This window comes from Rhodococcus huquni, from assembly GCF_055231055.1.
Window position 1 is genome coordinate 1 of record NZ_JBUYWE010000015.1, and the last position, 14,430, is coordinate 14,430.

The following is a 14,430-nucleotide window of genomic DNA, read 5'->3' on the forward strand; positions in this document are numbered from 1 at the left end:
CGTCGAGTCAGGTACGAGAGATTCAGTCGTCGGACTTCTCTTCGCCGGCCTCTTCGCTGGAAGCCTCTTCCGCCGGTGCAGCCTCGTCGGCGACCAGGTCCTCGTCGAGGTCCTCTTCGAGCTCCTCGGCGGACGGCGCCTCGAGGACGTTGACGATGAGCAGCTCGGGATCGGACTGCAAGGTCGAGCCCTTGGGCAGCTCGAGGTTCTCGGCGAGAATCTGGGTGCCGATCTCGGCGCCCTCGATGGAGACCTCGATCTGCTCGGGGATCTTCAGTGCGTCGGCCTCGATGGACACGACGGTGGAGTCGTGCGACACGAGGGTGCCTGCGGCAGCGTCACCGGAGACGACGACGGGAACGTCGATGACGACCTTCTCGCCCTTCTTCACGACGAGGAGGTCGGCGTGCTCGATGTACGGGCGGATCGGGTGCACGACGACCGACTTGGTCAGCGCGATGTGCTCCTCGCCGTCGACGTCGAGGTGCAGGATCGAGTTGGTGCCGTGGTTACGCAGGATCGCGGCGAACTCGAGGGACGGAAGGTTCAGGTGGCGGGGGTCGGTTCCGTGGCCGTACAGAACCGCGGGCACCTGCCCGTCACGACGTGCACGGCGTGCGGCACCCTTGCCGAACTCGGTGCGGGTGGAGGCTACGAGACGATTTTCGTCGGACATGGTGAAACGGCTCCTACAACTCACGGTGATTACTGGCTGGCGTCTTCATGCCTCGGGCGAGGACAGGCGCGCACGGCCAGGAGCGAAAACGCTCGAGCAGAGCCGTGGCCGCGTCGATCACGGTGAGCCAGCTATTGGAGCTTCGCGGTTCACCCTCGCCGAGACAACTTGATCGACTCTACCGGAAATCCAACCCACTGCGTTAATCAGCACCGCGCAGTGATGCGAACCGGCTCGCAAGGAGCCGCCCCTCCGCATTGTCGGCGGTGAGAGCAAGCGCTGCGCGGGCGGCGTCTTCGCGGCGAGTCGGAGATCTCCTCAGGTCAGGGAGGTGAGAGAACCGTCGTCATCGTGTAGTCCTTGGCAGGGCCGGAGACGTCCCACCGCACCGTCCAACCATCGACGGAGTCGGGGCCGGCGTGGCCGACCTCCACGTGGCCGACGTACAGATCCGGTCCACAGGGGTGTTCGACCTGCTCACCGGGTGCCCACGGATGAAAGTATCGGCCGTCTTCGAAGGTCACCACCCACGACCCGTCCTGAATCACGATCAGCAGGGTGCGGTACACGGGGAGCTCCTGGCCACCCGTGACCAGGGTTCCCGTTTCGTGCCAACGAACCCGATGCTCGTTTTCGGCCACCAGTTCCGTTCTGCCGGTGACCGTGCTGCGTGTTCCCGTCAGACGGTCGTCGATCACCCGTGAAAACGCCCACGTCCCGGTGAGAGAGAGGGGGTCTGCCACGCGCCGTTCGTCCACGTGCTCGATGTTATGCGGGGATGCATCAGTGTGAATACCGTGGGACTCGAATCCATCGTGCGACTTCGAAAGGAGTGGTTATGGCAGTGCTGAAGAAGGCCCTGACCGGTGACGAGACCGTGCGCTTCGGTTTCCGGGCCACCGACCTCGGCTACGTGTCGCGAACGAACCACGCCTACACGATCGCGATCTTCGGGGACACGTTCGACGACACACCGGACCCGGTCTCGGTTCCGCAGAACTGGCGGTGTCCGGTCGGTCTTCGGCAATCCAACCGGGACATCGAGAACGGAATCTGTTGGGACAACGCGATCGGTGGAGACGTTGCGCGACAGATGCTTCCGTACCGACATTCGGGCACGCCGCATGCCGGGCGACTTCCCGACGGTTTCACGAACATCCCCAACGATCTGATTCATCTGCCGGACGGGCGCTTCATCATGACGACCGCCGCCGTCCGATCCTGGGATCCGGTGACGACGGACGGAAGCTGGTCCACGTTCCATTCCAGAATGTGGACGTCGACCGACCGGGATGCCGAGAACTGGGAGCGCACCTGGGACATCGAAGGTGACCACCCGAACATGGACTTCCCGAACTCGGGAGAGTGGCGGCACTTCCAGAACCACTCGATGACGATGATCCCGGACGAACCGTGGGTGTACATCCACGGAACCGACGAAGGTCGTAGGCCCGGCGGCGGTGTGCATCTGATGCGCGTGCATTGGGAAACGATGTGGAATCGCAGCACCTACGAATTCTGGGGATGCGATTCGTCGGGAGAGTGGGCATGGCGACGGGGCGGCTACTCGACGCCGATCCTGATGCCCACGCTGCCGCGGGGCGCCATCGGTGAACTGTCGACGCAATTCATCGACGGCCGCGTGGTGCTGTCGTATTGCGACGGGGCCCTAGGAGCGGTCACGCGGACGGCAGAGCGCCCGGAAGGGGAGTGGACGGTTCCTCGAATTCACGTGTCACCGGCCGAGGCGCCCTGTCTGTACGCGCCGTGCATCCACCCGTTCGGCAGCATCGCTCGGTCGCAGATGTTGTTGTCGCAGTGGACGAGACATCCGAAGAAGGACCGGACCACCTTCTACGGGGTGAACCAGTGGGAAGTCGACCTCGCCTGCGATACCTACCGGGACACTGCCTCACTGTCGCCGGGCGATCTCCTCGGACTCCTGAGCGACGAGGCCGACCCCGATGTGAGCCGCGCCTACCTCGAAGACGTGATCGCGCCTACGACTGCGGGTTCTTCGCCGCGCTGATTCCGGCGCGCCGACCGTAGAAGCTGCCGTCGCCGAGCGAGGTACCGCTCGCGTAGCCACCTGCGCACACTCCGGACGTGCACCGCCCGGCAGCGAAAAGCCCGGCGATCGGCTCGCCGGACACGTGCACCACCTCCGAGTCGATGGTCGTCCGGAGGCCGCCGAGGGTGAAGCCCAACGTCATCCCGCGCAGGTCGACGGCAGCGACGGGAGTTCCGATCGGCTTCACCCACTCCGACTTCTTCTTCAGCAGCGGGTCGGCGGATTCTGCGGCGTGCTTGTTGTAGACCTCCACGGTCGTCTGCAGCGCGCCGGCAGGCAGACCCATCTCCGCCTCGAGTTCCTCGACCGTCTCTGCGACCCACTTCGGACGCTGGCGTAGGAACGGTGTCGACGACGTGCCCGCGGCACCCTCGTCGTAGGCGGCCTCGTCGATCACCAGGAACGCCTGGTTGTCCTGATGGAACAGGGTCGCTTGGCCGATACGTCCCGAATAGGTGTCTTCCGCGATATAGCGCTGGCCTCGGCCGTTGACGAGAATTCCGCGGACCATCAGCTGTGGGTCGCACAGGAATGCGACTTCCGTGGCGTCCATGTGAGCAAGGTCCGCGCCGAGGGCCTGTGCCATTCGGATCGCACGGCCGTCGTGCTCCTCGATGGCAGCGCCGGGACGACCGATCATGCGCGGCGCGTACGACTCGATCATCTTGTCGTTGTAGGCAAAACTGCCGGTGGCCAGCACGACACCGCGACGTGCCTTGATGGACACCTCCTTGCCGTACTGCTTGGCGACGATTCCGACGACCCGGCCGCTGTCGTCGGTGACCAGGGTCTGCACCCGCACGTCGTATTCGGCTCGCGCCCCGAGCTTTTCGGCAGTCTGCACCAACGGCTGCATCAGCATGTAGCCGCCGCCCTTCTCGCCGGTGCGCTTGTTCTCCATCTGCGGAACGTGACCGCGCGGTGCCGGTGTGGCGATCTCGTTGAACGGTGCTGCATTCTCGCCGCCCGAGTACATGAGGCCGTCGTCGAACGGCGGTTCCCACCCGGGCTCACCCCAGAACGACGGCTTGAACGGAACCCCGCACTCCACGAGCCAGTTGTAGTGCTCGACGCTGCCGTTGCAGTAGTCGGTGACCTTCTCCTCGTCCGTGCCGGGACCGAGGGCGGCCATCATGAACTTCTTCATGTTCTCCGGAGAATCCTCGAATCCGCACGCGGTCTGCAGCGGTGTTCCGCCGCCGAGGTACACGAATCCGCCTGCGAGGGCGGCTGCGCCACCCCAGCCGCTCGTCCGTTCGAGAACGAGCACCTCGGCGCCTGCACGTGCAGACTCGATGGCGGCCGTGACACCGGCGATTCCGTAACCGGCGACCACGACGTCCGCTTCCCTGTCCCAGACGTCGATGCTCTCGGCGGAGCGGGGGTGAACCGGAGTGGAGTCGGACATGGCGGTCCTTTCGAGGCGGCGGAAGTTCTCGAAACTGTAACGTGTTACACGTTCTCCCGTGAGTGGTTGACGAGTCTCTGGACTCGCAGACCACTCACAGGCAGCGGAGCTGCGTCACCGCCATGTCGAGGTCCTCGTACGAGACGAAGTAGTGCGGCGACGCGCGCACGACGGCATCGAGGCCGCGTCCTGTCATGTCGAGAAGAGTCGACGACCGTCCGCTGGCCGTGACGGTCACATTTCGGGCGGCCAGTGACCTCCGGACGTTCTGCGCATCACGATCCTCGACCGTGAACGTGACGATCCCGCACTGCCGCTCGCCGAGATCACGAACGGTGACGCCGCGGAGTCGACTCAGTTCGCCACGCAGATAGTCGGCGCGCTCCGAAATCTCCCGCTCCACCGTGTCCGCACCGAGTTCGAGGAGGAGGTCGACGGCGGCGCCCAGGCCGAGCCGAGCGGCCACGTCGCATTCCCAGAACTCGAACCGGGACGCGTCGGTCGCCATCGTGAAGTCGGTGGGAGCGGTCCATTCGGCGCTGTGCAGGTCGAGCGCGTGTGGTTGCACCGACTCGTCGAGACCCGGGCGAAGTGCCAGGAATCCGGTGCCACGTGGGCCTCGAAGCCACTTGCGGCCCGTCGCCGACAGTGCATCCACTCCCAGCGCAGGCATGTCGATGTCGACCTGTCCGACGGACTGGCACGCATCGAGCAGGACCAGCGCGCCGACGCGATGTGCCATGTCGGCGGCCTCTCGGACCGGGTTGACCAGTCCGCTGTTCGTGGGGACGTGCACCAGCGACACGAATCGAACCCGCTCGTCGAGCATCGTCTCGAGCGCACTCAGGTCGATCTGGCCGGACGGATCGCTCGGGACCACGTCGACTTCCGCTCCGACCCTTCCGGCCCGCTGCAGCACGGCGATGGCGTTGCTGGCGTACTCGACCTCCGAGATCAGGACACGGTCACCGGCGCGCAAGGGGACTGCTCGAAAGAAGTCGTTCCACGACCGGGTCGCGCTGTCACTCAGTGCGATGTTCGACGCGCTGCTCCGAAGGAGTTTCCCGAGTGACTCCTTCACCGCGTGCAGATCCGCGGCCCGCTCGCTCTGCGCGAGGTACCCACCCACCTCGGCCTCACGGCGCAGGTGACCGATCACCGTCTCGAGCACGGGCGTGGGAGGCAGCGACGAGCCTGCACTGTCGAGAAAGACCTTGTCGGTGCAGCCTGGCGTGTCGAGCCGGGCACGTGCGAGATCGAGCATGAGCGTCCTTTCCTTCGGGCCGTGACGTCCAAGCTAGTGGTGGCCGGCCGCGCGTGTATGCGTGCACATGTCGGCGGAGAGTTCTAAGGTCGGTGATGACGCTCGGGCGTTACCCGGAACGGGAGGTCGAATGGCTACCGCAGTTCAATCCTTCGAGTTCGACATGTTCGAGGACGGGCACCTCGCTTCACGTGCCGCGGCCGAGGCATACATCGAAGGTGTGTGTTTCGAGCTTGCTCCACCGCAGTTGCTCGGTGCCGAATTGGAGTGGATGTCGGCCCGCACCACGGACGGTCAGCGACCTGATCTCCTGGATATGGCGTCCGCACTGGGTCCCCACGCACCGAAGACGATCAATCCCTGGTCACCGGCGCAGCCGTTGCCGGGTGGCAGCGGGGTCACGGTCGAGCCGGGTGGGCAGGTGGAGCTCTCCAGCTCACCGCGGCGTTCGGCTCGTGAACTGTGCGACGACCTTTCCGCCGACGAGCAGGTGCTGCGCAGCCTTCTGGGCGCGCACTCGATCGAGCTCCACGCGGCGGCGGCCGATGCAGCCCGGCCACCGGAACGTCTGCTGCAGTCGCCCCGGTACTGCGCAATGGAATCGCGGTTCGGCGGAATCGGCCCGTACGGCAAGTTGATGATGTGCAACACCGCCGCCACCCAGGTGAGCGTCGATGCCGGTAGTGACGCGAGCGCTGTCGAAGACCGCTGGACTCTGCTGCACGAAGTGGGTCCTGCTCTTGTTGCAGCGTTCGCGTGTTCGCCGCATCTGTACGGAATTCCAGAGGGCGCGTGGGCGTCTCAGCGAATGCGAACCTGGCTGTGTCTCGACTCGTCACGCACGGCCGCGCCGATTCACGCCGGCGACTACGCGACGTGGGTACTGGACGTGCCGTTGATGTGCGTCCGAAATGACGGTGCCGACTGGACTGCACCGCCGGGGGCCACCTTCGGCGACTGGATCGACGGCGCACTCGGCAACGAGATCGGGCGCGCTCCTGCGTACGCCGATCTCGACTACCACCTGACCACCATGTTCCCGCCGGTACGGGCGACCGGGCATCTGGAGGTGCGTTATGTGGACGCGCAGCCAGGCGATCTGTGGCGGGTTCCGGTAGCGGCGTTCGACGCTCTGCTGTCGGGGCCGGGCGCCATGAGCGAGGCGCGGGGAGCGGCACGGACGACGGCCGGGCGGTGGCGCGACGCGGCAGAGTTCGGACTGTCGGACGTCGATTTACGGTCGGCGGCCACGGCGCTCTTGTCGCTCGCGGCGTCGTACTCACCGGATCCGGAGTTCGTACGTCTGCTCGACGCCGCGGCCGAACGTTGCTGTCGGGGACAGTCGCCGGGAGCCGCTCGGTGAGTGATATCCGGGAAAGCGTTCACGCGGCCTTGAGCCGGGCGCGCGAGCGCACCCACGTTCTCACCGACAGTGTGAACGACGCAGATCTGACCGCGCAGCACTCACCTCTGATGAGCCCACTCGTGTGGGACCTCGTTCACATCGGGAATCAGGAAGATCTGTGGCTGGTTCGCGAGGCAGGTGGGCAGGCCGCCGTCCGTGGTGACATCGACGAACTCTACGACGCCTTCCGGCACGCTCGGGCGGACCGGCCGGGCCTGCCGTTGCTCGACCCGGCCGAGGCTCGTGCATACGTACGTACCGTTCGCGAAAAGACTTGGGAAGTACTCGATTCCGCCGACTTCTCGGGAGGACCGCTCGAGGAGCGGGGATTCGTGTTCGGAATGATCGCCCAACACGAACAGCAGCACGCGGAAACGATGCTGGCCACGCACCAACTGCGGACGGGTGATCCGGTGCTGTCCGCACCGACGGCACCTCGGATCGGTGGACAGGTGGCCACGGACGAGGTTCTGGTCCCTGGCGGGGTATTCACGATGGGAACCTCGGACGAAGCGTGGGCGCTCGACAACGAGCGGCCGGCGCACCCGGTGAACGTCCCGGCGTTCGCCATCGACACGACACCGGTCACCAACGAGCAGTATCTCGCCTTCATGTCGGACGGCGGGTACGAGCGGCCCGAACTGTGGAGCGAGCGAGGATGGGAACATCGCAGCGAGGCCGGACTCGCTGCTCCGCTCTTCTGGGAGAACGACGGGTGTGGGACGTGGTGGCGAGACCGTTTCGGTGTGATGGAGCCGATTCATCTGCAGGAACCGGTCGTGCACGTCTGCTACTTCGAGGCGCAGGCGTACGCGAAGTGGGCGAAGAAGCGCTTGCCGACCGAAGCCGAATGGGAGAAGGCCGCCCGATGGGACCCTGCATCGAACCGTTCGCACCGATTTCCCTGGGGTGACGCCGACCCGGACGAAGCGACCGCCAATCTGGGGCAACGTTTCCTCGGGCCGGCGGTCGTCGGCTCCTATCCGGCAGGTGTGTCTGCACTCGGCGTGCATCAATTGATCGGCGACGTCTGGGAATGGACTTCGTCGGCGTTCGAGCCGTACCCGGGCTTCGTGGCTTTTCCCTACCGCGAGTATTCCGAGGTGTTCTTCGGCGGTGACTACCGGATTCTGCGTGGAGGTTCCTTCGGGACCGACTCCGTGGCGTGCCGGGGATCGTTCCGAAATTGGGACCACCCCGTCAGGCGTCAGATCTTCTCCGGATTCCGTTGTGCCCGAGATCTTTCCGGAGAAGAATTCTAGATGTGCCGCCATCTAGGCTACGTCGGGCCGCCGTGTTCGGTGCACGACGTGCTGGCATCCGGCGCTCACTCGTTGGTCGAGCAGGCCTGGGCGCCACGGGACATGCGAGGCGGCGGCACCATCAATGCGGACGGTTACGGCGTGGCGTGGTGGGGGTCGTCGGGCCAGGGACGTCATCGATCTGCGCAGCCGGTGTGGTCGGACCCGGCGCTGCGCGAAACGCTTTCCGGTATCCGTACGGGTGCGATCGTTGCGGCAGTCCGATCGGCCACCGAATCCATGCCCGTCGAGCGGAGCGCCTGTGCGCCGTTCGTCGACGGCCATTGGGCCTTCAGCCACAACGGTGTGGTTCGGGGGTGGCCGGATTCGATGGCGACGCTGGCCGATCGGCTGCCCGTCACCGAACTCCTGACGCTCGAGGCGCCTACCGATTCCGCGGCTTTGTGGCTCCTGCTGAGACAGCGACTACGGGAGCAGGACCCGGCGGGCGCCATCGCGTCGCTCGTTCTGGACCTGGATACGGCGGCGCCACGTTCGAGGCTGAACCTGCTACTCGGTAACGGTGAAGAACTGTGGGCCACCACGTGGGATCACTCGTTGTCCGTCCTCGTGGACGAGGACCGAGCCGTCGTCGCTTCCGAGCCGTACGACGATGACCCGAACTGGCAAGCGATTCCGGACCGGCATTTCGTGTCGGCCCGTCCCGGACAGCTGATCGTCACCCCACTACGAACGGGAGACCTGTGAACGAACCCACGCTCGACGTGTACCTGAAGCCGGAACAGGTGACGGAGGCCTTGCGTGCAGATGTCCGACTGGGCCTGTCCGCAAGTCCGAAATGGCTGCCACCCAAGTGGTTCTACGACGCCCGTGGGAGCGCCCTGTTCGAACAGATCACGGCACTGCCCGAGTACTACCCGACGCGGACCGAACGTGAACTACTGCGGCAGTACTCCGACGAGATCGTCGATGCCGCGCGGCCCGAGATTCTCGTGGAGTTGGGTTCGGGATCGTCCGAGAAGACTCGACTCCTCCTGAGTGCCGGGGTGGCGCAGGGTGCATTGCATACGTACGTACCGCAGGACGTTTCGGTCAGTGCGCTCGAGTCGGCGACCGGGCAGATTGCGGCCGAGTTTCCCATGCTCTCGGTGCACGGCGTGGTCGGCGACTTCACCGAATCCCTGCATCACCTGCCTGCCGACGGTCGTCGAACCATCGTGTTCCTCGGTGGAACTCTGGGCAATATGATCCCCGCCGAGCGGGCCGAGTTCCTCGCCGGTATCGCCGAGGTCCTCCAGACGGGGGAGAGTCTCGTGCTCGGTGTCGGCCTTGTGACGGATGCGGAGACTCTCGTCGCTGCCTACGACGATGCTGCCGGCGTCACCGCCGAGTTCGACAAGAACGTACTTCGAGTTCTCAACGAGCAACTCGGTGCGAACTTTCCGTTGGATTTCTTTCGGCACGTAGCGGTGTGGGACGACGACAACGAGTGGATCGAGATGCGCCTGAAAGCGACCCAGGACGTGAACGTCGACATCGAGGATCTCTCGATGTCGGTCTCGCTCGCGGCGGGGGAGTACGTGCGAACGGAAATTTCGGCGAAGTTCACCATCGACGGAATCGGCTCCGAACTGGAGGGTGCCGGATTTGCCGTGAATAGGACCTGGGTGGACCCGGACAACCGGTTTGCATTGCTCTGTGCGACCGCAATGTGAATTACGTCGATGTTACCCGGGTCGAATCATCCGGATTGTCGGAGTAAATATTCATGCGAGTATGTAATCTTCGAATTCAGGAAACCGCAACACGCCGAAATGGTGTGATACAGAACATTATTGGCGCAATTTCACCATTCTGGAGCGGAATGGAAGGCGGGTTTGCAGCGCCTGTGACCGGGCTGTTTGCGAGAGGTTTACTTTGTCGTCATCGGATCGAGACCCGAGCTAATGGTGCATGTCGGCGCCAAATATGTTTGCCTTGATTCGGCGGTGCAGAGATCGCATCGTGCAAACGTCCGCACTATTCGAGCGGAACCCGGTGACGTAGCCCGGGAAACAACTGAAGGGAGTTCCACGTGAGCATTTCGCAAGGTGGCCTCAACAAGTTGATCGGCGCACACGCGTTCGACCCGAGCGGTGACAAGATCGGCAAGATCGGCGAGATCTACGTCGACAACAACACCGACGAGCCCAAATGGGTCTCCGTGAAGACCGGCCTGTTCGGCACCAGTGACTCCCTGGTTCCCCTTGCTGGAGCCGAGGTTTCGGACGACGGCCTCAAGGTCGCGCCCAGCAAGTCCGCGGTCAAGGACGCGCCGCACCTCGACGCCGAGGGTGGAATCACCGCACGTCAGGAAGAGGAGCTCTTCCAGCACTACGGCATCAATCCCGCATCGACGGGCAAGCACGCGGACTCCGCTGGGACCGGTCAGACGGGTAACGCCGCAGCAGGTACAGCCGCCGCAGGCACGGCAGCCGCAGGTACAGCTGCCGCGGGCGGACAGCATGCACGCAGCGGACAGACCGACAAGGCCGCGGCAACCGGCGACGACGCCATCATTCGTCACGAAGAGCAGTTGAATGTCGGCAAGGAGCGCGAGGCGACCGGCAAGGCGCGTCTGCGCAAGTACGTCGTCACCGAGAACCAGCAGGTCGAGGTTCCCGTCAGCCGCGAAGAAGTCGTGGTCGAGCGCGAGCCCATCTCCGCTGACGAAGCACGCAACATCAAGGGCGATGCGGGCATCGGCGAAGAGGCCCGCGACGTCACGCTTCACGAAGAGCGCGTGACGGTGAACAAGGAACAGGTTCCGGTGGAGAAGGTGCGTCTCGGTACCGAGACCGTCACCGAGAATCAGACCGTCTCGGACGACGTTCGCAAGGAACGCATCGAGACCGATGTCGACGGACGTGACACCAAGCGCTGATCGACAGAATTCGGAGCGGCGCCGGTCCGTGTTTCGGTTCCCTCAGGCGTCGATATCGGAGGGGTGCGTGGCCAGCGGCGCCACCTTGATGTCCATGTAAGGGAACAACGGCAGGCCGGACAGAATCGTGTGCAGCTCGTCGCCGGACTCGACGTCGAGGATCGAATAATTGGAGTACTCGCCGACGATGCGCCAGATGTGCGGCCACTTTCCAGCGCGCTGCAACTCCTGGGAGTACGCCTTCTCTCTGGCAATGGTCTCGGCGCGTAGGTCCGCATCGAGATCGTGTGGGATGCGGACGTCCATCCGTACGTGAAACAGCATCAGGCGATCAGCTTTCGGCGTCGAGGACGAAGTTGTAACCGATCCGGTAGCCGTCATCGGTGGGCTGCGGGTCGAGAATCAGCTCGGGCTTCACGGCGTCGGCCACATCGTCGTCGTTGTGCGCATCGCCCGGGAAGTAGAGCTGAGCGGTAAGCAGCTCGTGGCCGGGAGCGGAGACCTTCACGTGAAGATGCGCGGGCCGCCACGGGTGCCAGCCTGCCGCGGAGACGAGCTTTCCGCACGCGCCGTCCGTCGGGATCATGTAGGGCGCCGGCCGGATCGTCGTGATTCGGAACTTGCCGTCTTCGCCGGTCGAGAAGGTGCCGCGCAGGTTCCACTCGGGCAGGCCGGGGGCGAACTGGGAGTAGAAGCCGTCGTTGTCCGCGTGCCACAGCTCGATCGAACCTTGCAGCGGTGTGCCGTCGGTAGAGGTGATCTGCCCCTCCCACACCAACGGATCGCCGGCCTCGTTCTCGCGCATGGGGATCGTTCCTTCTGCGCCGAGTTCCGGCGCATCCGGTACGTAGTACGGTCCCTCGATCGTGCCCTTGTTTCCCTTGCGGTGTGCGGTGTTGACCTCTTCGACGACGTGCTCGACCCACACGTCGAGGAATAGTGGCCACTCACCGTCCTTGCCGACCTGGATGAGCCACGCCTTGAGTGCGTTGTACTCGTCGTAGGAGACGTTGTTTCGACGCACCGTGTCGTGAACGGCCGCCAGCACTTCCCGGGCGAGGGTGTTCACCCGCTCCGGCGGTGTGCCGCGAACCGCTTCGTACGGTGACTTGTCGCTCTCGAACCGTTCTGTGGCGGAAGCTCCGGAAGCGGCTGCGCTGGCGGTGTTCTCGGTGGTGGTCATTTCGGTCTCCTTGCTTGTCGCTTCCTCTCGCGTGGCTGTCGCGGGAGGATCTTCAGTTGTCTGTGCGGTAGTGCGTGAGCTTGTCGGGGTCGATGTCGAAACCGATCCCGGGAGAAGAAAGGCAGTGCAGGAATCCGCCGCGGATCTGCAGCGGTTCGGTGAGCAGGTCGTCGCTCATGTCGAGGAAGTTGGAGAGTTCGCCCGCTCGGCGTGATGTCGACTCGAATGCGGCACCGAAAGCCAGCGCGCAGGCCGTTCCGACCTGCCCGTCGATCTGGTTGCCCATGACCACCTCCAGACCGAGGCCCTCGGCAAGGTGGTGGATGCGACGCGATCCGTCGAAACCGGTGCGAGCGGTCTTGATGCTGACGGCGGTCGCCGAGCCACTCAGAGCTTCGCGCGTGACGTCCGCGGGTGTCGGCACGGACTCGTCTGCGATGAACGGCACGTCCAGCTTCTCGACGAGCCATCGGCGTCCGAGCACGTCGTCGGCAGGGCACAGTTCTTCGGCGAAGAGGAGATCGAGATCGGCCATCTCCTTCATTGCCCGGAGGGATTCCGATGCCGTCCAACCACGGTTGCCGTCGACGTAGAGTTCGACCTCGTTGCCGAAGCGCTCGCGTAGCGCGCGAACCACGTCCGTGTCGAGTGCAGTGGGTCGGCGTCCCACCTTGATCTTGAAGGTGCTGATTCCGAAGTTCTCGCGCATGCGTTCCGCTTCGGCGACCATCGTTGCGGGTTCGTCGAACCCGAGCATGTGGCTGACGCGCATACGGTCGGTGTACCCGCCCAGGAGGCCGGACACGGGCAGTTGCAATGTCTTCCCGAGGGCGTCCCAGATCGCCATGTTCACCGCGGCCTTCGCGGTGGGGTTTCCCACGGTGCGCGCGAGCCGTCCGATGATCACTTCGCGCTCCAACAGCGTGAGTCCGACGATCTGGGGTGAGAACACCTTTTCGATCACTGTCACGATGCTGGTCTGCGTCTCGCCGTAGGTGAACGGTCGCGGTGGGGCCTCGGCAATTCCGACGACGCCGTCGTCGGTGGTCACTCGCACGAGTACATGTTCGGCGGTGTGTACCTCACCCGACGCGAAGTGCAACGGCTTCGTGTACGGGATTGCAAATGGAATGGCCTCTACGGCAATGATCTTCACGGTTCTATCCCTGTTCGATGGTGACTGGATGGGCGTCGCGCGCGAACGCCTCCGCGATGACGTCGGCAACGCTCTCGACTACCGGGTCATGTCGGGTGGAATGCCAGGCGAGAGCGAGTTCTGTACTGCTCGCGTCCACGAGGTCGCGGACGACGAGCCCGTCCACGGGGAGCGAACGGACCGAAGCGGGGAGGACTGCCACTCCCAGACCGGCGGAGACGAGCGCGAGCAGAACTGCGGTCCCCGTGGCTCGGTGTGCCCGGTTCGGGACGAAACCGGCCTGGTGACAGCTCCGGACGGTGGCGTCGTTGACTGCCGAATCGCGACTGTCGTACATGACGAAGTTCTCGCTTCGCAGGTCGTTCATCGAGATGACGGGCTCGACTGCCAGTCGGTGGCCAGCCGATACCGCGAGCACCATCGGCTCGATGGCGAGCGTTCGGGAGGTGACGTCCTCGCCGATCACGGGCGGACGAAGCACGCCGAGGTCGAGTGAGGCGCTTCGAAGGCCTTCGCACTGGTCCGGCGTGAGCATGTCCGAAGAGATGCGGAGGTCGACGTCGGGCAGTTCGTGTTTGACGACCCGTGCGATTCGGGGCAGATGTGAGAAGGCGGCGATTCCGGTAAGGCCGAGCCGGACCAGTCCACTGCGGCCTGCGGCGATGCGGTGTACCCCGTCGATCGTGTCGTCGATGCTTGCCAGGATGCGGGCAGCTTCTCCCTGTAGGTACGCGCCGGCGGGAGTGAGGGCGACGTGGCGGGTGGTGCGCGTGAAGAGTGTGGCGTCGAGTTCGTTTTCGAGCTGCCGGATCGCGTACGAGAGCGCCGGCTGTGCCACGTGCAGGCCGGCGGCGGCCTGGCCGAAGTGACAGGTGTCGGCGACGGCCACGAAATAGCGTAGATGCCGAATCTCCACGGCCGATCACCTCCTGTCTGCCAACGAACGGTGGAGAATTGTGACGAGCGCCACCGTGGCATCCACGTTAAGGCTACGACCGATACATGACAAGGACATGATTTAGGGCAATTGATCGATAGAAACGATCAATGGGTTGCTAGGTCAGGACTGGCGAATTACCTAG

Annotated in this window: 14 protein-coding genes; 6 read left to right on the forward strand and 8 right to left on the reverse strand. The window is 64.5% G+C overall.

What is annotated here, in order from left to right; translation table 11 throughout:
* Positions 1-22 precede the first annotated feature (22 nt).
* Positions 23-676, reverse strand: a complete 654-nt coding sequence (locus ACZI8R_RS19785; protein WP_463381376.1) for a 50S ribosomal protein L25/general stress protein Ctc — start codon at positions 674-676, stop codon at positions 23-25.
* A 323-nt stretch (positions 677-999) separates the two neighbouring features.
* Complete coding sequence (locus tag ACZI8R_RS19790) at positions 1,000-1,434, reverse strand: DUF6314 family protein (RefSeq protein WP_463381377.1); 435 nt, start codon at positions 1,432-1,434, stop codon at positions 1,000-1,002.
* Positions 1,435-1,514: 80 nt separating this feature from the next.
* Here ACZI8R_RS19790 and ACZI8R_RS19795 point away from each other — a divergent pair, with 80 nt between their 5' ends.
* Entirely contained in the window at positions 1,515-2,705 is a 1,191-nt protein-coding gene (locus ACZI8R_RS19795; protein WP_463381378.1) for a glycoside hydrolase family 183 protein, read from the forward strand.
* Here the strand turns inward: ACZI8R_RS19795 and ACZI8R_RS19800 are convergent.
* On the reverse strand, positions 2,677-4,155 hold the full coding sequence (locus tag ACZI8R_RS19800) for an FAD-dependent oxidoreductase (RefSeq protein ID WP_463381379.1): 1,479 nt from the start codon (positions 4,153-4,155) through the stop codon (positions 2,677-2,679). The two genes, ACZI8R_RS19795 and ACZI8R_RS19800, sit on opposite strands and share 29 nt — an antisense overlap.
* Before the next feature lie 94 nt (positions 4,156-4,249).
* The gene (locus ACZI8R_RS19805) at positions 4,250-5,419 is read right to left on the reverse strand and encodes an aminotransferase class V-fold PLP-dependent enzyme (protein ID WP_463381380.1); all 1,170 of its coding nucleotides are present in this window, start codon (positions 5,417-5,419) and stop codon (positions 4,250-4,252) included.
* 130 nt (positions 5,420-5,549) lie between these two features.
* Here ACZI8R_RS19805 and egtA point away from each other — a divergent pair, with 130 nt between their 5' ends.
* The 5 genes from egtA (at position 5,550) to ACZI8R_RS19830 (ending at position 11,009) form a co-directional block, all read left to right on the forward strand.
* Positions 5,550-6,782, forward strand: coding sequence for an ergothioneine biosynthesis glutamate--cysteine ligase EgtA (gene egtA / locus ACZI8R_RS19810; RefSeq protein ID WP_463381381.1), 1,233 nt, complete (start codon positions 5,550-5,552; stop codon positions 6,780-6,782).
* A complete protein-coding gene (gene egtB, locus ACZI8R_RS19815) occupies positions 6,779-8,086 on the forward strand; it encodes an ergothioneine biosynthesis protein EgtB (protein WP_463381382.1) in 1,308 nt (435 codons plus the stop codon). The genes egtA and egtB overlap by 4 nt, the downstream gene beginning before the upstream one ends.
* Complete coding sequence (egtC, locus tag ACZI8R_RS19820) at positions 8,087-8,833, forward strand: ergothioneine biosynthesis protein EgtC (RefSeq protein WP_463381383.1); 747 nt, start codon at positions 8,087-8,089, stop codon at positions 8,831-8,833.
* Positions 8,830-9,801 (forward strand): L-histidine N(alpha)-methyltransferase, encoded by a 972-nt coding sequence (gene egtD, locus ACZI8R_RS19825; RefSeq protein WP_463381384.1) that lies wholly within the window; start codon positions 8,830-8,832, stop codon positions 9,799-9,801. Before egtC ends, egtD begins: the two co-directional genes overlap by 4 nt.
* A 359-nt stretch (positions 9,802-10,160) precedes the next feature.
* A complete protein-coding gene (locus tag ACZI8R_RS19830; protein WP_463381385.1) occupies positions 10,161-11,009 on the forward strand; it encodes a PRC and DUF2382 domain-containing protein in 849 nt (282 codons plus the stop codon).
* 42 nt (positions 11,010-11,051) lie between these two features.
* On the opposite strand, the gene catC is transcribed toward ACZI8R_RS19830, so the two are convergent.
* The 4 genes from catC to ACZI8R_RS19850 are packed head-to-tail and all read right to left on the reverse strand — an operon-like array spanning position 11,052 to position 14,264.
* Complete coding sequence (gene catC, locus ACZI8R_RS19835) at positions 11,052-11,333, reverse strand: muconolactone Delta-isomerase (RefSeq protein ID WP_463381386.1); 282 nt, start codon at positions 11,331-11,333, stop codon at positions 11,052-11,054.
* Between the two features lie 7 nt (positions 11,334-11,340).
* Positions 11,341-12,192, reverse strand: a complete 852-nt coding sequence (gene catA / locus ACZI8R_RS19840) for a catechol 1,2-dioxygenase (protein ID WP_463381387.1) — start codon at positions 12,190-12,192, stop codon at positions 11,341-11,343.
* Positions 12,193-12,244: 52 nt separating this feature from the next.
* The gene (locus tag ACZI8R_RS19845) at positions 12,245-13,348 is read right to left on the reverse strand and encodes a mandelate racemase/muconate lactonizing enzyme family protein (RefSeq protein ID WP_463381388.1); all 1,104 of its coding nucleotides are present in this window, start codon (positions 13,346-13,348) and stop codon (positions 12,245-12,247) included.
* A 4-nt stretch (positions 13,349-13,352) separates the two neighbouring features.
* Positions 13,353-14,264, reverse strand: a complete 912-nt coding sequence (locus ACZI8R_RS19850; protein ID WP_463381389.1) for a LysR family transcriptional regulator — start codon at positions 14,262-14,264, stop codon at positions 13,353-13,355.
* Positions 14,265-14,430: the final 166 nt, after the last annotated feature.

Excerpts from the sequence above, each read along its gene's own strand:
- egtC (WP_463381383.1), top strand. The coding sequence starts at position 8,087 with ATGTGCCGCCATCTAGGCTACGTCGGGCCGCCGTGTTCGGTGCACGAC.
- egtA (WP_463381381.1), top strand. The coding sequence starts at position 5,550 with ATGGCTACCGCAGTTCAATCCTTCGAGTTCGACATGTTCGAGGACGGG.
- ACZI8R_RS19795 (WP_463381378.1), top strand. The coding sequence starts at position 1,515 with ATGGCAGTGCTGAAGAAGGCCCTGACCGGTGACGAGACCGTGCGCTTC.
- ACZI8R_RS19800 (WP_463381379.1), bottom strand. The coding sequence starts at position 4,155 with ATGTCCGACTCCACTCCGGTTCACCCCCGCTCCGCCGAGAGCATCGAC.
- catA (WP_463381387.1), bottom strand. The coding sequence starts at position 12,192 with ATGACCACCACCGAGAACACCGCCAGCGCAGCCGCTTCCGGAGCTTCC.
- catC (WP_463381386.1), bottom strand. The coding sequence starts at position 11,333 with ATGCTGTTTCACGTACGGATGGACGTCCGCATCCCACACGATCTCGAT.
- ACZI8R_RS19785 (WP_463381376.1), bottom strand. The coding sequence starts at position 676 with ATGTCCGACGAAAATCGTCTCGTAGCCTCCACCCGCACCGAGTTCGGC.
- ACZI8R_RS19805 (WP_463381380.1), bottom strand. The coding sequence starts at position 5,419 with ATGCTCGATCTCGCACGTGCCCGGCTCGACACGCCAGGCTGCACCGAC.